The organism is Kribbella sp. NPDC000426, assembly GCF_040300265.1.
GTDB lineage: Bacteria > Actinomycetota > Actinomycetes > Propionibacteriales > Kribbellaceae > Kribbella.
In genome coordinates, this window is sequence record NZ_JBEPDK010000003.1 from 144,922 (window position 1) to 160,555 (window position 15,634).

At 68.3% G+C, this 15,634-nt stretch carries 18 protein-coding genes and 3 tRNA genes; 10 read left to right on the forward strand and 11 right to left on the reverse strand.

The genetic code is table 11. The features are described 5' to 3' along the window. Window positions 1-5: 5 nt before the first annotated feature. Window positions 6-1,067, forward strand: coding sequence for a serine hydrolase domain-containing protein (locus ABT313_RS14485; protein ID WP_350852563.1), 1,062 nt, complete (start codon window positions 6-8; stop codon window positions 1,065-1,067). A 29-nt stretch (window positions 1,068-1,096) separates the two neighbouring features. Here the strand turns inward: ABT313_RS14485 and ABT313_RS14490 are convergent, their stop codons facing one another. Continuing rightward, window positions 1,097-1,273: a hypothetical protein gene (locus ABT313_RS14490; protein WP_350852566.1), complete on the reverse strand. Its 177-nt coding sequence runs from the start codon at window positions 1,271-1,273 to the stop codon at window positions 1,097-1,099. Between the two features lie 126 nt (window positions 1,274-1,399). Here ABT313_RS14490 and ABT313_RS14495 point away from each other — a divergent pair, with 126 nt between their 5' ends. Further along, window positions 1,400-1,891, forward strand: coding sequence for a DNA polymerase ligase N-terminal domain-containing protein (locus ABT313_RS14495; protein ID WP_350852568.1), 492 nt, complete (start codon window positions 1,400-1,402; stop codon window positions 1,889-1,891). On the opposite strand, the gene ABT313_RS14500 is transcribed toward ABT313_RS14495, so the two are convergent. The 5 genes from ABT313_RS14500 to ABT313_RS14520 form a co-directional block, all read right to left on the reverse strand. Further along, the gene (locus ABT313_RS14500) at window positions 1,892-2,539 is read right to left on the reverse strand and encodes a nitroreductase family protein (RefSeq protein WP_350852571.1); all 648 of its coding nucleotides are present in this window, start codon (window positions 2,537-2,539) and stop codon (window positions 1,892-1,894) included. Between the two features lie 13 nt (window positions 2,540-2,552). After that, entirely contained in the window at window positions 2,553-3,506 is a 954-nt protein-coding gene (locus tag ABT313_RS14505; RefSeq protein WP_350852574.1) for a penicillin-insensitive murein endopeptidase, read from the reverse strand. Window positions 3,507-3,573: 67 nt separating this feature from the next. Then, window positions 3,574-4,191 carry an L-threonylcarbamoyladenylate synthase gene (locus ABT313_RS14510; RefSeq protein WP_350852577.1) on the reverse strand — a complete coding sequence of 206 codons (618 nt, stop codon included), beginning with the start codon at window positions 4,189-4,191 and terminating at the stop codon, window positions 3,574-3,576. An 11-nt stretch (window positions 4,192-4,202) separates the two neighbouring features. Further along, on the reverse strand, window positions 4,203-4,727 hold the full coding sequence (locus tag ABT313_RS14515; protein ID WP_350852580.1) for a class F sortase: 525 nt from the start codon (window positions 4,725-4,727) through the stop codon (window positions 4,203-4,205). A gap of 125 nt (window positions 4,728-4,852) precedes the next feature. Continuing rightward, window positions 4,853-5,668: a DUF4397 domain-containing protein gene (locus tag ABT313_RS14520; protein WP_350852583.1), complete on the reverse strand. Its 816-nt coding sequence runs from the start codon at window positions 5,666-5,668 to the stop codon at window positions 4,853-4,855. Window positions 5,669-5,957: 289 nt separating this feature from the next. Between ABT313_RS14520 and ABT313_RS14525 the strand changes: the two genes are divergently transcribed. Both ABT313_RS14525 and ABT313_RS14530 read left to right on the forward strand, forming a co-directional pair. Next, window positions 5,958-6,674 carry a hypothetical protein gene (locus tag ABT313_RS14525; protein ID WP_350852586.1) on the forward strand — a complete coding sequence of 239 codons (717 nt, stop codon included), beginning with the start codon at window positions 5,958-5,960 and terminating at the stop codon, window positions 6,672-6,674. Window positions 6,675-6,678: 4 nt separating this feature from the next. Further along, window positions 6,679-8,178, forward strand: a complete 1,500-nt coding sequence (locus ABT313_RS14530; RefSeq protein ID WP_350852589.1) for an MFS transporter — start codon at window positions 6,679-6,681, stop codon at window positions 8,176-8,178. Window positions 8,179-8,193: 15 nt separating this feature from the next. On the opposite strand, the gene ABT313_RS14535 is transcribed toward ABT313_RS14530, so the two are convergent. After that, window positions 8,194-8,931 (reverse strand): DNA alkylation repair protein, encoded by a 738-nt coding sequence (locus ABT313_RS14535; protein ID WP_350852592.1) that lies wholly within the window; start codon window positions 8,929-8,931, stop codon window positions 8,194-8,196. A 230-nt stretch (window positions 8,932-9,161) separates the two neighbouring features. Here ABT313_RS14535 and ABT313_RS14540 point away from each other — a divergent pair, with 230 nt between their 5' ends. Beyond that, window positions 9,162-9,512: an STAS domain-containing protein gene (locus ABT313_RS14540; protein WP_350852595.1), complete on the forward strand. Its 351-nt coding sequence runs from the start codon at window positions 9,162-9,164 to the stop codon at window positions 9,510-9,512. Window positions 9,513-9,568: 56 nt separating this feature from the next. Beyond that, window positions 9,569-10,294: a polyprenol monophosphomannose synthase gene (locus tag ABT313_RS14545; RefSeq protein WP_350852598.1), complete on the forward strand. Its 726-nt coding sequence runs from the start codon at window positions 9,569-9,571 to the stop codon at window positions 10,292-10,294. An 18-nt stretch (window positions 10,295-10,312) separates the two neighbouring features. On the opposite strand, the gene ABT313_RS14550 is transcribed toward ABT313_RS14545, so the two are convergent. Together ABT313_RS14550 and ABT313_RS14555 are read right to left on the reverse strand one after the other, a co-directional pair. Next, complete coding sequence (locus ABT313_RS14550) at window positions 10,313-10,660, reverse strand: metallopeptidase family protein (RefSeq protein ID WP_502883997.1); 348 nt, start codon at window positions 10,658-10,660, stop codon at window positions 10,313-10,315. A gap of 20 nt (window positions 10,661-10,680) precedes the next feature. Then, window positions 10,681-11,601: a hypothetical protein gene (locus ABT313_RS14555; protein WP_350852604.1), complete on the reverse strand. Its 921-nt coding sequence runs from the start codon at window positions 11,599-11,601 to the stop codon at window positions 10,681-10,683. Between the two features lie 141 nt (window positions 11,602-11,742). Between ABT313_RS14555 and ABT313_RS14560 the strand changes: the two genes are divergently transcribed. From ABT313_RS14560 to ABT313_RS14575, 4 genes are all read left to right on the forward strand, one after another. Beyond that, entirely contained in the window at window positions 11,743-12,939 is a 1,197-nt protein-coding gene (locus ABT313_RS14560; RefSeq protein ID WP_350852607.1) for an ImmA/IrrE family metallo-endopeptidase, read from the forward strand. Between the two features lie 123 nt (window positions 12,940-13,062). Continuing rightward, window positions 13,063-13,135 (forward strand) — tRNA-Glu (locus ABT313_RS14565). 59 nt (window positions 13,136-13,194) lie between these two features. Next, a tRNA-Asp gene (locus tag ABT313_RS14570) sits at window positions 13,195-13,271 on the forward strand. 47 nt (window positions 13,272-13,318) lie between these two features. Continuing rightward, a tRNA-Phe gene (locus tag ABT313_RS14575) sits at window positions 13,319-13,394 on the forward strand. A 403-nt stretch (window positions 13,395-13,797) separates the two neighbouring features. Here ABT313_RS14575 and ABT313_RS14580 read toward each other — a convergent pair. Both ABT313_RS14580 and ABT313_RS14585 read right to left on the reverse strand, forming a co-directional pair. Continuing rightward, window positions 13,798-14,454 carry a response regulator gene (locus tag ABT313_RS14580; protein WP_350852610.1) on the reverse strand — a complete coding sequence of 219 codons (657 nt, stop codon included), beginning with the start codon at window positions 14,452-14,454 and terminating at the stop codon, window positions 13,798-13,800. Next, window positions 14,451-15,593: a sensor histidine kinase gene (locus ABT313_RS14585; RefSeq protein WP_350852613.1), complete on the reverse strand. Its 1,143-nt coding sequence runs from the start codon at window positions 15,591-15,593 to the stop codon at window positions 14,451-14,453. The genes ABT313_RS14580 and ABT313_RS14585 overlap by 4 nt, the downstream gene beginning before the upstream one ends. Between the last annotated feature and the right edge of the window lie 41 nt (window positions 15,594-15,634).

The window sequence follows — 15,634 nt, forward strand, 5'->3', positions numbered from 1 at the left end:
CCTGTATGGAACTTCAGCAGACAGTCCAGAAGCGGATCGACGAACTGGCCGAGACGGAACTCGGGCTGCAGGTCGCCGTTTATCGGCACGGTGAGCTGCTGGTGGACGCGGTCGCCGGCGACGGCGTGACGTCGGAGACCTTGTACTACGCGGCCTCGACCGGGAAGGGCGCGTCCGCGACCGTCGCGAACGTGCTGGTGGATCGCGGAGTGCTCGACTACGACCAGCCGATCGTCGAGATCTGGCCCGAGTTCGGTGCGCACGGGAAGGACCGAGCGACGCTACGGCACGTGCTGACGCACTCGGTCGGCCTGCCGGCGCTGCCGCCTGACGCGACCCACGAGTCGTTCCCCACGATTCCGGCGTACCTCGCGGCCGCTGAGCCGTGGTGGGAGCCGGGGACGAAGATGACGTACCACGCGGAGACGTTCGGCCTGCTGGTCGGTGAGATCGTCCGGCGCGCAACCGGCCGGTCGATCTCCGACGTACTGCGGGAGCTCGTCGCCCCGCTCGGTATCGAGAACGACGTGTTCTTCGCGCTGCCGCCGGATCAGCGGGACCGGCTGATGCCGCTGGTTGAACCCGAGGGCGCCGAGGAGACGTTCCAGATGCTGGCCGGGATGTTCAGCAAAGTCATGCCGCCGGCGATGCAGCCGCGGGCCGCCGGGCTGAACCGGCCCGAGCAGTTGGCGATCGAGGACCCGTCGAGCGCGATCCTCACCGCCCGTGGCATCGCCAAGTTGTACGCCGGGCTGATCGGCGAGGTGGACGGCGTACGGCTGGTCCGTCCTCAGGCCGTGCCCGTGATCACCGGCCCGGCATTGGTCGCGCAGGACGAATTGCTCGGCAATACCGCGACGATGGCGCTCGGCTATGCGATCGGCCGGCTGGGGTCCACGGCGGAGGAGAGCCCGGCGACGTTCGGCTGGCCGGGTATGGGCGGGAGTATCGCCTGGGCCGACACGCGCTCAGGCGTTGCGTTCGCACTGACCAGGACGCTGTTCGACCCGACCGGTTCCGCGTCCGCGGTCGAGATCGGCAACCTGGTTGCGAAAGCACTTTGCTGAAAACCCTTTAGGGTAAGGGCTTTCAGCTTTCAGGATTCGCGGACCGAGCGCTGGTCGACCCAGACGAGGTGGCCGTGGTGGCTGACGAGAACCTCGTCGGCCCCGGCCGCCCCGGTCCGTCGACCGAGCTCCTGGCCTGCGATCCAGCGTCCGGCGATGAGGATCTGGACGGCGATCGGCCGCGCCGGTGAAGGGGCTACGGGCATGGCACCTGCTTCTGGACAGGGGCGGATGAAATGGGAAGGTTGTGGGGCTGGTTTCCCAACCAGTGGCAAGCCTACAACCGCCGCAGGACCGATCGTTAGTTGTAATTCAAATTCCTCAGGAGCCTGATGCCGAAGCCGATTTTCGTCGTCCAGCTGCATGATGCGAGACGGCTGCATTACGACGTACGGCTCGAGGTGGACGGGGTGCTGAAGTCGTGGGCGGTGCCGCGCGGACCGTCGCTCGACCCGATGGTGAAGCGGCTCGCGGTGTTCACCTCGGACCACGATCTGGAGTACGCGTCGTACGAGGGGGTGCACCGCGATGCGCAGTACGGCAGCGGTGCGGTGATCGTGTGGGACGCCGGCGTCTACACGAACCTGACCCGCGACGACCGGCACCAGCTCGTCGATCCCGCGGAGGCGATCGAGCGCGGACACTTGAAGGTGCAACTGCACGGCGTGAAGCTCAACGGCGCGTGGGCCTTCACGCGGACGGGCGCCGATTGGTTGCTGGTCAAGGTGAAGGACGCGGACGCCGACCCAGGGCTGGACCTGACGGTGACCGAGCCCCGGTCGGTGCTGAGCGGGCTGACCATCGAGGAGATGGCCGCCTCGTGATCACCAGCTGTCGACGTGGAGAACTTCGTCGAGCGGCTGCCGCGCGGCTGATTTGAAGTCGGTCCCGATCGTGTACGCCGTGGGGATCAGCACCGTCTGCCGGATGTCCTCCGGAAGACCGAGCAGCTCCGACACCTCCCGCTCGAAGCTCAGGTGCAGCGTGGTCCACGCCGTACCGAGGGCACGGGCGCGGGCGGCGAGCATGTAGCTCCACGCCGACGGCAGGATCGAGCCCCACAGGCCGGCCTGGTTCCCGGCAGGCAGCGAGTGGACCTTGAGGCAGGGGATCACCAGCACCGGGACCTGGCCCATCCGCTCCCCCAAGTAGGCCACGCTGTCGCCGACCCGGCGCTGGACCGGGCCGCGCTCGGGGTCGTCGGCGTGCAGCTTGCCGGCCGCACCCGGCCCGGCGAGGTACTCCTCGACCGACCGGCGGTAGTACTCACCGATGGCCGCACGCTTCTCGGCATCCGTGACTACCAGCCAGTGCCACGTCTGCCGGTTGCTCCCCGACGGCGCCTGCAGGGCGATCTCGATGCACTCCCGGATCAGCTCCATCGGCACGGGTCGCTCGAGGTCGAGGCGCTTGCGGACGGTGCGGGTGGTCGTCAGCAGTTCGTCGGGGTTCAGGTCCAAGGTGTAGGTCACGCTGGACAGTTTGTCAGCAGACATAGGTGCTGTTCGGGTGCACCTTCTCGCAGTACCGGACGTGCAGGTGGTTGTCGTGGGCCGGCCAGTTCATCGTCAGGCCCTCGTTGATCAGCGTCGGGTCGTTGAACCAGATGTACTTCACATGCCCGGGCGCCGCGGCACGGACGGCCTGGATCAGCTGGCGGGTGGCAGCCCGGTCGTACGTCGGGCTCTCCCAGGTGATCCGGCCCGCGGTGCATTGCGCGTTGTCGGTGCGGATCGGCCAGATGTCGATGTCCATGCCGTTGTCGTGGCTCGCGTGACCCGGGATGTCACCGCCGTGCTCGAACCCGGCATCGCCGTACGGGATCTTGCCGTGGCTCGTGAACGACTTGGCGGCCGCTTCCAGCTGGGCGATCGGGGCGGCTGCCGCCCAGTTGGCCGCCGTATCGTTGCCGTCCGGGTCCTGGTCGCACAGGTTGCTCGCGAAGTCGGGGTAGTCGTAGTGCCAGGCGAGGTTGCGCCAGGTGATCGGTCCGACGATGCCGTCCGCGCCGATCCCCGCGTGCGACTGGAACGAGACGAGCGCGTCGTGGACCGCCGTACTGAAGACGCCGTCGACCGGGAGGCTCAGGCGGCGCTTGGCGTTCAGCTCGACCTGGAGCGCCTTCACCGCGGCGTTGTTGTCACCGGAGCGAATCGTCGGCGTCAACGCTGTCCAGGTCTGCGGCCCGACGATCCCGTCGACGCCCAATCCCTTCGCGGTCTGGAACGCTTTGGCCGCGGTGACGGTGGACGCGCCGAATACGCCGTCCGCGTCGACGGTCTGCCCGGCGTACTGGAGCAGGAACTGGATCGCCTGTACGTCGGCGCCGCGGTTCCCACTGCTCTGGGTCGGGAAGAAGGCGTTGGCGTAGGCCTGCGCGGACGCCGGCACCAGCGCGGTGATCAACAGGACGGACAAGGCCAGCAAGGCGCGTCGCATGATTCCTCCGGGGCGGATGAGGACCTGGTAACTCAGTAACGCGCATCCGCCCCGATCGGGCAAGGGCTCACTCGAACGGAGTCGGGTCTCCCGCGCCGACGCGGACGAGCTCCGGGACGTCGTCGGAGAAGTCGACGACGGTGGTCGGCTCGGTGCCGGCCTCACCCTCGATGACGGCGTCGATCTGGTTGTCGAGCTCTTCCTTGATCTCCCAGCCTTGCGTCATCGGCTCCTCGTGGCCGGGGAGGAGCAGCGTGCTGGAGACGAGTGGCTCGCCGAGCTCCGCGACCAGGGCCTGGGTGACCACGTGATCCGGGATGCGTACGCCGACGGTCTTCTTCTTCGGGTGCAGCAGCCGGCGCGGAACTTCCTTGGTGGCCGGGAGGATGAACGTGTAGCTGCCCGGCGTGGCCGCCTTGATCGAGCGGAAGACGGCGTTGCTGATGTGCACGAACTGCCCGAGCTGGGCGAAATTCTCGCAGACCAGCGTGAAGTGGTGCCGGTCGTCCAGGTGCCGGATGGTCCGGATCCGGTCGATCCCCTCGCGGTTCCCCAGCTGGCAGCCGAGCGCGTAGCAGGAGTCGGTCGGGTACGCGATCAGCCCGTCCTCGCGGAGCAGGTCCACCACCTGCCCGATCGCCCGCCGCTGAGGATTCTCGGGATGAACATCGAAATACCTGGCCATGACCGGCGAGCCTACTTGGCCAGCCCGATCGGGATTGCGGTCACCACGAGGTTGTCCTCGTAGCCGCCCTGATCGCGGTGGTAGGCACCCGTGCAGGTGATGAGGACCAGCCGGTGATCGCCGGTCTGGTCGAACGCGCCGCTCTTGGTCGCGAGCGCATCCTTGCGCACCGACCGGATCGACACGACCCGGTACGACGCCGTGTGGCCGGCGCCGTTGAGCACAACGGTCTCGCCCGGCCGCACGTTGAGCAGACGGGCGAAGAAGCCGATCCCGTCGTTCTTGGAGTCGACGTGACCCGCCAGCACGACCGAGCCGAACGGGTCACCGGCCTCGGCGCCACCGTCCCACCAGCCGACCCGTTGTGGCATGGCCGGCACCTGGAGCTGCCCGTCGACGGTAGTTGCCGGCAGCACCGGTGCGTCCTTGCCGCCCGGCAGTACGACCTGTTGCGGGACGAACCGGACGCGCTGGCTAGGGGCCGGCGTGCCGATCCGGCCCGGCGGCGCGGACATCGGCTCCGTCGGAGTCGGCACCTGAGACGGCGAGCCCTCGTGGGTGAAGCCGAACGTGGGAGTCGGTGTCGGCGCCGCGCCGCTCGCCCCGGCGGCACAACCCGCCAGGGCGAGACAGCACAGCGCCGTACCGAACAGTCCGCGCTTCAGCGGCGGACCACCTTCCGGGCAGTGACGACCGCGACGCCCAGTGCGGCGAGGAACACCACGACCCACAGTCCGGACTGGCCGGCGGGGCTCTGCGCCTGGTCGAGCCCTGCCGCCTGTCCACCTGTTCCGGTGTTCACCACACCCGGCTTCGCCGACCCGGTGGCCGGTACCTTGATCGTGCCGAGGGCAACGGTCATCGTCTTCTGACTCGGTGACCCGATCGCGAAGACCCGGGTCAGGTAACCGGCCTTGACCGGTAGGTCCAGCGGCCCGAGAACAACCGGTGACGTCGCGCCGGTCGGAACGATATCCACCTTGTAGGTGGCCGCCGGAACGACTACGTCGAGTGATTCACCGTTCGCTACGTTACGGAATAGCACCTGTCCGTTCACCCGAATGTCAGCCGGCCCGACCGCCGCGTCGTGCGCGACCCGCAATCCGGCTTTATCCGCCGGCACCGCGGTCAACTTGTTCGCGTACGTCGTGATCAGCGGCGCACCCGTCGGCGACACCGGCTGGTGGATGACGACGTCCAGACTGGCCCCGGAGCCGGCCGAGACCTCCCGCTGGATGACGACCTTCCCGCCTTGCTTCGCAGTGATCATCCGCTTGCCGGATGCGACTCCGAACGGCCCGACGAGCTTCCCACCTGCGACTCCGGTGGCGACCTGGTGACCGTCGACACTGATGTCCAAACTGCGTCCGGGCAGCCCCTGGACGAAGTACAGGTTGGCCCCCGCGGCAGCCTGCGCCGGTACCGTCAGAACCGCCGGCGCCGCCGCGACCGTTACGGCGAGCAGCAGCGAAAGCACCCTGCGAATTACCGGACCACGAATTCTCGAAATACTCAGGGACACCGCCCGGAATTGTCCGGACACGCTCCGTTCCTGCATTTCCTTCCCCCTCCGATGTTCGCCGGAAAATAGCGTAAGCATTTCCCTACCCCACGAATTCGGGCGTATCGTAAGCGCAAGTCCGACCTGTCCGGAAGGGGCCGCGCTGGTCTCGATTGTGGCCAGGTCCGTTATGGGGAGACGGTGACTCGTGCCAGGACCTGGCTCGCGGCTTTTTCCCGGGTTCCTCCCCGAGCGGGCATCGGGGGTGGAGGAGACCGGACGGACGGGAGTACGAATCCTTGCGGCGGTCGCGCTGGTGCTGGGGTACAGCGCGACCGTCGCTTGTTCGCACGCCGGCACCCTCCCGGTCGCGCCGAGTCCCGGGCTGAACAGTTCGCGTCCGTCAGGCAGTACGCCGACGGCCAGGCCGACCACGCCCGGTCCGGGCGAGACCGTTCCCGGCATCCAGTTGATCGCCGTACCGCACCGGGACGGCTCGTTCGACATGACCGAGAACGTGATGTTGCCTACGGCCACCGACATCCTGCCGCTGCAGCTCCCGTCGCCAGGTGACCACCTGCCCGGAATGATGGCCCGGACGACGCCCCGGGTCACCAATCTGAAGGTGGTCGCCGACGACCAGACGGTGCCGATCGCGGACACCACGGTGACGGCGGCCGACGACCTGCCGCTGACCGTGTCCGCCACCAGGATCCGGCTGACGTACACGCTGTCCGGATCGGCGGTGCTTGCCTCTCCCTCGACATCGACGCGGGCCGGCGCGGCCATCCGGCCGCTCACCACCGGCGCCGGCGCGACCCTGCCGACCGACGTCACGGTGACCAGCGGTCTGCTCAATGCGATCTGCCCGCTGCTGCCGGAGACCCGCTGCGCGGTCGGCGATCCGCCCATCCTCGGGATCCAGGCCGGCATCCCGGCCAGCAAGGCCCTCGTCGTGCTGCAACTCGATCTGCCACGCTGACTACATGACGGATGAGCGGATCGCTCTGGGCACGGCCCGGGGCCGGTGGGTGCTGGCGGCGACGGCACTCGGGTCGGGGATGGCGTTCCTGGACGGCACGGTCGTGAACGTCGCGCTGCCGGCGATGGGCGAGGACCTGAATGCGGACGTCGCCGGCCTGCAGTGGATCGTCAACGGTTACATGCTGATGCTCGCCTCGCTCGTGCTGCTCAGCGGCTCGATCGGCGACCGGCTCGGACGACGGCGGACGTACGTCGTCGGAGTGATCTGGTTCGCCGTCGCCTCGGTGGTGTGCGCGATCGCGCCGACCCTCGAGGTGATGATCGCCGGGCGGGTGCTGCAGGGCATCGGCGGTGCGCTGCTGACACCGGGCAGCCTGGCGATCCTGCAGACCTCGTTCCAGCACTCCGACCGCGGCAAGGCGGTCGGCACCTGGTCCGGCCTCACCTCGGTCGCGGCGGCCGTCGGCCCGTTCGTCGGCGGCACCCTGGTCGACAGCGGTTACTGGCAGCTGATCTTCCTGCTCAACGTCCCGATCGCACTCGTCACCGTCCTGGTCACGCTCCGGCACGTGCCCGAGAGCCGCGACGAGAGCGCCGGCGGCAAGCTCGACGTCAACGGCGCCATCCTGGCCACGCTCGGCCTGGCCGGTCTCACGTACGGCCTGATCAGTGCCGGTGACCACGGGTTCGGCGACCCACTGGTCCTGACCAGTCTGGCGATCGGCGTACTCGCCTTCGCGGGGTTCATCGAGGTGGAGCGCCGCAGCTCGCACCCGATGCTGCCGCTGAGCATCTTCGCCAACCGGCGCTTCACCGGCGCGAACCTGGTCACCGTCGTCGTGTACGGCGGTCTCGGAACCGCGACCTTCCTCCTGGTGGTCTATCTGCAGACCGCACTCGGCTACTCCGCCTTGTGGGCCGGCGCGTCCTTGTTGCCGATGACCCTGCTGATGTTCTTCCTGTCCGGGTACGCCGGCGGCCTGTCGGACCGGATCGGCGCCCGCATCCCGATGACGGTCGGACCGGCGCTGATGGCTGTCGGGTTCTTGCTGATGCTGCGGATCAACAGCGAGTCGAGCTACGTCAGCGCCGTACTGCCGGCTGTCGTGGTGCTCGGGCTCGGCCTGGTCTCGACCGTCGCGCCGCTGACCGCGACCGTCATGTCATCGGTTGCGGACCACCACGCGGGTATCGCCTCCGGCGTGAACAACGCGGTCGCCCGGTCCGCGCAACTGATGGCGGTCGCGGCGATCCCGGTGGCGGCCGGCATCACCGGCAACGCATACCGCGACCCGGTTGCCTTCCACAACGGATTCGGGAAGGCCCTGTGGATCTCCGCAGTACTCGCGGCCGGCGGCGGCCTGATCGCCTGGGTGATGCTGGGCGATCGTCCCGGCAAGGCGGCCCGTCAGGTGCAGCCCGCCGGGATCCATCACCGCCATTGCGCGCTCGAGGCGCCGCCCCTTGCCGACGCGCAGCCCCAGGCGCAGCCGCGCGGCTGATTTGTCGACTTTTGTCTAGCGCAGCGCGAGGTAGTGCTTGCGGCTGACCTGGTCGAGACGTTCGATCGCGTAGCGGAGCATCGTGCGCGGCATCCGGGTCGCGTACTCGTCGAGGAAGTCGCGCAGCCCGGCCTCGGAGACGCGTTTACCTGCCTCGCGCAACATCCAGCCGGACGCCTTGTGGATCAGGTCCTCCCGGTCGTCGAGGACCTCGGCGGCCAGCTTGAACGTGTCGTCGATCTGACCTCGGCCGATCAGGAACTGCGTGGCGACCAGCGCGATCCGGCGTTCCCAGAGGCTGCTCGAGTGGATGAGCGTGTAGAGCTCGTCCCGGGGTTTGTCGAGCAGGTACCCGCCGACGACCTGCGGAGCACTGCAGTCGACGAGATCCCAGTTGTTGATGTACGCCGTACTGCGTAGGTACAGCTCGTGGATCGCGGTGAGCTCGGCCGGGTCCGCCGTACGCGGCTTGAGGGCACGGGTGGCGCGATCGGCCAACAGGCAGAGGATCGCCAGGCGGTGCTCGTGAATCGGACTGGTCAGTGCCTGTTCCAGCTCGGGCAAAGGCAGGCCGGCCTGCAGGTACGGCTTGAGGATCCCGCGGATCGTCGACAACTTCACACCGACCATCTGGTCGCCGTGGCCGTACCCGCCGGGCTGGAGCTGGAAGTAGCGCGCGAGCACCTCCGCGACGACCGGATCAGCCGCGGCATCGACCGCCTCGAGCAGATCCTTGGTGATCAGACCAGCCATGTCGCCTTGTCTATCACCCGTGCTGGGTCTGACGTTTGCTTTAGTGCCAAGCGGTTGCGAGGTGAGGTCACGCTCCGGGGTCGATCACCGGTACACCCGTTGTGACGCTCGTGCGTTGGGGCATACGGTGAGACGAAGGGCAGTCCACTATCCGCCAGGACCCGCGTTCATGGCGCTACCCCGGGGGAGATACCCGCGTGACAAGCAATCCAGACCCGCGGGACGGCGAAATGATCCGAACCACCTTCGACGCAGTCACCGTCGAAATCGAACCCGGCGTACTGCTCGTCCGGATGTCCGGTGAGATCGACATCGCCACCACCGACTTCGCCGCCGAATCGATCCGCGCCGCGGTCGCCCCGCCGGCCCGCCTGGTGCTGATCGAGCTGTCGGCCGTCACGTTCTGCAGCTCGGCCGGCCTCGGCAACCTGGTCGAGGCGCGCAACCTGGCCGGGCAGCACAACATCACCCTGGCCCTGGTCGGCGTCGGCCGGCCGGTCGACCGCCCGCTCAGCGTCACCGGTCTCGGCGGCCAGTTCCGCATCTACAGCACCGTCGAAGAGGCGCTCTCCGAACTCTGAAATCAGCTGTGGTCGGCGGATACGGTAGCTTTCGGTGTCTCCGACAAAGGAAAGTCATGGGTGAGCTAGCCAAGATCGTGGTCGTGGTGCCGACCTACAACGAGCGGGAGAACCTGCCCGTGCTGGCCGGACTCCTGTCCGACCTGAACCTGCCCGGCCTGGAGCTTCTCGTTGTCGACGACAACTCCCCCGACGGTACGGGCGACATCGCCGACGAGCTGGCGAAGGAGTCGCCGGAGCGGGTCGGCGTACTGCACCGGACCGTCAAGGACGGGCTGGGCCGTGCGTACGTCGCCGGGATCACCCGGGCGCTCGACGAGGGCGCCGACATCGTCATCCAGATGGACGCGGACCTGTCCCACCCGGCGTCGGTGATCCCGACCATGGTCGAGATGCTGCGGACCACGGACGCCGCAGTCGTGATCGGTTCGCGGTACGTCCCGGGCGGCTCCGCGGCTGCCGAATGGGGCTGGCACCGGCGGGCGCTGTCCGCCTGGGCGAACTTCTACGTGAACGCGATCCTGCGGCTGCACGTGAAGGACGCCACGGCCGGCTTCAAGGCGTGGAAGGCGGACACCCTGCGCTGGATCGACGTCGCGTCGATCGCGAGCAACGGGTACTCGTTCCAGGTCGAGATGAACTACCGGACGGTCAAGCGCGGCCTGAAGATCGCCGAGACGCCGATCCGCTTCGAGGAGCGCACCGAGGGCGTCTCGAAGATGTCGCTGAAGGTCCAGCTCGAGTCGGCGCTGATGCCGTGGAAGCTGCTCTTCAACCGCTGAGCCTTGGTGTAGCCCGCCTTAGCCGTAGCCCAGCTCGTGCAGGCGGGCGTCGTCGATGCCGAAGTGGTGCGCGATCTCGTGCACCACTGTGACGTTCACCTCGTCGAGGACGTCACCGAAGGTGTCGCAGATCTTCAGGGTCGGGTTGCGGTAGATCGTGATCCGGTCCGGCAGGACGCCGCCGTACTCGTGCCCGCGCTCGGTCAGCGGGATGCCCTCGTAGATCCCGAGCAGCTCCGGATCGCCCGGCGGCGGATCGTCCTCGACGAAGACCGCCACGTTCTCGATGTACGCCGCGAGCTCCTCGGGTATCTCGTCCAGCGCCTGCGAGACCAGCGCCTCGAAGTTCGCCCGGCTCATCTCCATCACACGTCCAGCCTAGTGACCTACAGCCAGCCCTGGCGCGACGCTTGGACGCCGAGCTGGAACCGGGTCTGCGCTCCGAGCGCCTCCTGCAGCCGGCCGATCCGGCGCGCGATCGTCCGCTCGCTGACGCCGAACTCGCGCGCGATCGACTCGTCGGTCAGCCCCGCACTCAGGTAGGTCAGCAGCCGCTTCGATTCCAGGCTCGGCGCGGCGTTCACGTCGTTCAGCTCGGTCCCGCCGGTGATCGGTACGGCGATCCGCCACAGGGCCTCGAAGATCCGGGCCAGTCCACCCAGCAGCGGAGACTGGTGAACCACCATCGCGACGAACTCCGGCCCGCGCTCAACCTCCGCTCGTGCGCCGACCAGGGCCCAGCGATCGTCGACGATCGTGATGTTCAGCGGCACGTACGGGAACACCCGGGCCTGCTCGCCCGCGTCGATACAGGCCTGGACCATGTGCAGCGCGTTGGCGTCCTGGAGCACGTGTGCGCCGTAGATGACCTCGTACCGCACGCCTCGCTCCAACGCGTCGAACATGCCCTCGACGATCTTGAGCTCGCGGGCCGCGAGGTTGCCCGTCGTCATGGCCCGGACGTGGTCCTGTGCGTCCTTCTGGACCGAGTTGAGCACGGCCTGCGAGGCGGGGTACGTCGGGAGGATCTCGAGGTAGTCCTGCCGGCCGGCCGCCGACTTCCAGAGCTCGTTGAGCAGCTCGGCGCTGTCGCGGGCCAGCTCGGCCTGCTTGGTGTGACGCTCGGCGAGCGCATCCATCGCTCGTCGCGGCGGGCGGATCACCAGCTCGCCGTCGGTCCGCTCGACCAGGCCGAGCGCCAGGAGCTCGGCCACCGCGGCCTCGTCGTCCACCGGCTTGCCGTGCAGGAGATCGACGTACGCCGACTCCGCCTCGGCCGACAAGCCCAACGCCCGCAGCGGTTCCATGCCCCTGTGTACCACCGGGCGACAGATTCCCGCCATGCCGGATTCTGACAGCGGCAAACGCTCGCAGCCGGCTTCCGAGGCTGCTGATACTGAGGCCTCCCCGTCCCTAGGAGTTTTCCTCCCCCGTCCATTGGAGTTTGTATGAGGAAGAGCATTGTCTGGTCGGCAGTCGCCGGTCTGGGCCTGTCGCTCGGCCTGCTGACCGCCCCGGCCTCTGCCGTCGATGTCGCTGCCCCGGCCGCCGGCCCGCTTGCTGCTCGGGTTGCCGCCGGCGCGCCGGTCTCGGTCGAGGCGCAGCAGGTCATCGACCACCTGCCGGAGATGCGCGCGCAGGCCGACGCCGTCCGGGAGCGGCTCGGGCTGCCCGACAACCCGGTCCGCGACGCGGTGCTGAACGCGATCGACCCCACGCAGTACGAGTGCTCCGACGCCACGCCCCCGGTGCTGAGCGCGATCCTGCCCGACGTGGCGTCGATGACGATCGACCAGCTGACGGCCCTGCTGACCATCGTGATCTACGACGTCCCGCTGATGGATGCCCTGTACTTCCCCCAGCAGGGTCCGTTCACCTTCGGCGCGCGAGGTGAGTTCACTCACACCGTGAACAAGACCTTCAAGGACCTGAAGGGGTTCTGGGACATCCCGTCGAAGGACGTCGAACTGGTGCCGGCGCACGGCCGGATCATGCTGGACGCCGAACGCGACTACCGCGTGTTCACTGTGCTGTACGGCGCGAACCCGGCGCAGTCGCGGTTCTCCGCCGACCTGATCGCCCGGGAGCTGCGCAGCCCCGTGCTGGGCTGGGGCGACCTGCCGATCTTCTCGTTCAACGCGTTCGCTGCGCCCGGCGGCGAGGACGTCCCGGGGTACGGGAAGTCGCACCGCCGGATCGCGTACGGCGACGGCGTACTGGACGGGTTCGCCCAGGTCGGTCTGTCCGACGTGGCGCCGTCCGCGATCCTGGCGCACGAGTTCGGTCATCAGGTGCAGTTCTCCGACGACCTGATGCGGCCCGAGCTGCCCGCACCCGAGGCGTCGCGGTGGGCCGAACTCGAGGCGGACGCGTTCAGCGCCTACTTCCTCACCCACGCGCGCGGCGAGTCGATGAACTGGAAGCGGGTGCACGACTTCGGCCAGATGTTCTACCAGCTGGGCGACTGCGGCTTCACCAGCGCCGGCCACCACGGCACCCCGAACCAGCGGATGCGCTCGGCCCTGTGGGCCGCCGGCCTGGCCGCCTCGCTCCGGCCGCGCGGACACATCCTGCCGTCGCGGACGTTCAACGACTTCTTCACCGCGCAGTACCCGCAGCTGATCGCGCCCGACGCGACCAGCTGATCCCAGGCGCCGTACGCCGACCACCTGCGGCGTACGGCGCCCCCTGGAATCTCGTTTTGGAGCCGCGGCCCAACTCCTCTATGCTTACGGCTGTCCCTGGAGCTTCGGCTCCCGCGGGTCCGAGTCCCCATCGTCTAGTGGCCTAGGACGCTGCCCTTTCAAGGCGGTAACGCGGGTTCGAATCCCGTTGGGGATACGGCCGAAAGGCCGGTGCAGAACAGGCTCGAAGATGCTGTAGGATCATCGAGTCATTGAGGCCCAGTGGCGCAGTTGGTTAGCGTGCCGCCCTGTCACGGCGGAGGTCGCGGGTTCGAGTCCCGTCTGGGTCGCCAGGAGAAGGCGGCGGTGTCCACAACACCGCCGCCGCCGTTTCTCCCCGGGTCAGGTAGCTCAGCTGGTAGAGCGTCCGCCTGAAAAGCGGAAGGTCGGCGGTTCGAGACCGCCCCTGACCACCACCACCCTCTCCGCACACCGGGGAGGGATTTTTCTTTCCCACGCACGCGACGTGGCCCTGATCACTCGGGCCGCGGGTCCACCGCACCACTCCGGAATGTCGACCATGGCGACGAGATCAATGTCCGGGTGACGGTTGCCGGGTACGTCGTGGTGCGCCTGTCGATGCTGTCGCCCGCAACGATCCCGATCGCGCGCCGGCGGCGCGCAAGTACATCTCGTCGATCGGGTGGGCTGGGTTGTGCTCGCCTTCTCGCACCTGCCGAACTGGTTGTTCGGTGTACTCGCGATTCCGCTGTTGTCGTCGCTGTCAACGCCCTGGTGCATGGCGAACAAGGCTGGACCTTCGATGCCGGCCTGCTGACGGTCGCGGGCATCGGTCTGACCTTTGACGGCCTACGGCTCTCAGGGCTTGATGCGGCCGGTTTCGTAGGCCCAGATGGCTATTTCTACTCGGTTTCGGGCGTTGATTTTGGCCATTACCGCGGTCAGGTGGGTCTTCACGGTGCTGAGGCTGATGTGCAGGTCGGTTGCGATCTCGGCGTTGGTGCGGCCGGTGGCGGCGGCGATCAGGACCTGTTCCTCGCGGGCGGTCAGTGGCTCGATCGGTTCGACTGCCGAGCGGGCGGTCGGTGGCTCGGAGAACGCGGCCAGCAGCCGTGCGGTGATCCGCGGCGCGATCAGTGCGTCGCCGTTGGCGGCGGCGTGGATCGCCTGGACCAGAAGGTCCGGCCCGGCGTCCTTGAGCAGGAATCCACGCGCTCCGGCCTTCAGAGCGCCGTACACGTACTCGTCGAGATCGAAGGTGGTGATCACCACGATCGGCAGCGGGTCGGCGACGCCGGGCCCGGCCAGTTGGCGGGTTGCCGCGATCCCGTCCAGCCCGGGCATCCTGATGTCGAGCAGACACACGTCGGGGCGCAGCCGGCGAGCGAACTGCACTGCTTCCGAACCGTCGGCCGCCTGACCGACCACCTCGATACCGGGCTGGGCATCAAGGATCATCGCCAGTCCGGTCCGGACGAGATCCTGGTCGTCGGCGACGAGTACCCGGATCGTCATCGGCCGCCCGCCGTTCGGGGCAGCACCACGTCGACGGACCAGCCCCGGTCCGGATCAGGGCCCGCGGCGAGCGTGCCGCCGAGCAGCGTCGCGCGCTCGGTCATCCCCACCAGACCGTAACCTCCCGAGTTCCTCGAGGTCGCTTCCCCGTTGTCGCGGACGGTCAGCCGGACGGAGTCGTCGTACGACGTCAGCCGGACGTCGATGCGCGTTGCGTGCCGGGCATGCCGTACGGCGTTCGTGATCGATTCCTGCGCGATCCGGTAGATCGCTGCGCCGACCGCTGGTCCGACGTCGCCGAGGTCACCCGACACCTCGACCTCGACCCGCGGCCGGTCCCCGACACTGCGGGCGAGCCGCTCCAGGTCGCCCACTCCCGGCTGTGGGACGAGCGCCGCCGTACCGTCATCGCGCAGTAGGCCGACCATCGCCCGCATCTCGGCCAGCGTCCGCGTGCCTTCCGCCTCGATGACGGCGAGCGCATCGACCGCGGCTTCTGGGCGAGTGGCGGCGACGGCTCGGCCGGCCTGGGCTCGGATGACGATCGCCGACACATGGTGAGCGACCGTGTCGTGCAGCTCCCGGGCCAACTGCTCACGCTCCCGGAGTCGCACCTGGTCCAGTTCGCGGTGCCGGGCGGTCCACCGATAGCGGACCGCGAGCCCGACTGTCGCGGGGAAGAGCAGGAACATGCTGCCGAACGCCGCCTCGGCGTATCCGTTGAAGTCGCTGGCGATTCCCAGCACCAGCGCCACCAGGATGAACGCCAGCCCGATGAGGAACTCGCGGCCGGATCCCCAGCGAGCCAGTGAGTACGGCAGCACCACCACGCAGATCATCGTGTAGAGCCCGAAGGTCGCGTTCCCGGTGACCAGGGTGACGAGGTTGATCACGATCAGGAGGCCGAATACAGCGGCCACCACCGTCAACGGACGGGTACGACGCCACAGCAGAGCGCACACGACGGCGGCGGCGATCACGATCGCAGCTGGTCTCCACGCGACGTCCTCGCGGAATACGCCTTCGAGAACGACCGCCGTCAGCAGGCCGCCGACGAGCACCCAGTCACGCCACACCCGCCTGGGTGGCTCGGGCGCTCGCGGCTCGGCCAGCAGCGAGCGGACGGCGTTTCTCAGCATGCCCACAGCGTAGGGACTCCGGACGCCGAGCGGATCGGCTC

What these genes read in the sequence shown, in the direction of transcription:
- ABT313_RS14485 (WP_350852563.1), top strand. Translation starts at nt 6, where the DNA reads ATGGAACTTCAGCAGACAGTCCAGAAGCGGATCGACGAACTGGCCGAG.
- ABT313_RS14490 (WP_350852566.1), bottom strand. Translation starts at nt 1,273, where the DNA reads ATGCCCGTAGCCCCTTCACCGGCGCGGCCGATCGCCGTCCAGATCCTC.
- ABT313_RS14495 (WP_350852568.1), top strand. Translation starts at nt 1,400, where the DNA reads ATGCCGAAGCCGATTTTCGTCGTCCAGCTGCATGATGCGAGACGGCTG.
- ABT313_RS14505 (WP_350852574.1), bottom strand. Translation starts at nt 3,506, where the DNA reads ATGCGACGCGCCTTGCTGGCCTTGTCCGTCCTGTTGATCACCGCGCTG.
- ABT313_RS14510 (WP_350852577.1), bottom strand. Translation starts at nt 4,191, where the DNA reads ATGGCCAGGTATTTCGATGTTCATCCCGAGAATCCTCAGCGGCGGGCG.
- ABT313_RS14530 (WP_350852589.1), top strand. Translation starts at nt 6,679, where the DNA reads ATGACGGATGAGCGGATCGCTCTGGGCACGGCCCGGGGCCGGTGGGTG.
- ABT313_RS14535 (WP_350852592.1), bottom strand. Translation starts at nt 8,931, where the DNA reads ATGGCTGGTCTGATCACCAAGGATCTGCTCGAGGCGGTCGATGCCGCG.
- ABT313_RS14540 (WP_350852595.1), top strand. Translation starts at nt 9,162, where the DNA reads ATGATCCGAACCACCTTCGACGCAGTCACCGTCGAAATCGAACCCGGC.
- ABT313_RS14545 (WP_350852598.1), top strand. Translation starts at nt 9,569, where the DNA reads ATGGGTGAGCTAGCCAAGATCGTGGTCGTGGTGCCGACCTACAACGAG.
- ABT313_RS14550 (WP_502883997.1), bottom strand. Translation starts at nt 10,660, where the DNA reads ATGGAGATGAGCCGGGCGAACTTCGAGGCGCTGGTCTCGCAGGCGCTG.
- ABT313_RS14555 (WP_350852604.1), bottom strand. Translation starts at nt 11,601, where the DNA reads ATGGAACCGCTGCGGGCGTTGGGCTTGTCGGCCGAGGCGGAGTCGGCG.
- ABT313_RS14560 (WP_350852607.1), top strand. Translation starts at nt 11,743, where the DNA reads ATGAGGAAGAGCATTGTCTGGTCGGCAGTCGCCGGTCTGGGCCTGTCG.
- ABT313_RS14580 (WP_350852610.1), bottom strand. Translation starts at nt 14,454, where the DNA reads ATGACGATCCGGGTACTCGTCGCCGACGACCAGGATCTCGTCCGGACC.
- ABT313_RS14585 (WP_350852613.1), bottom strand. Translation starts at nt 15,593, where the DNA reads ATGCTGAGAAACGCCGTCCGCTCGCTGCTGGCCGAGCCGCGAGCGCCC.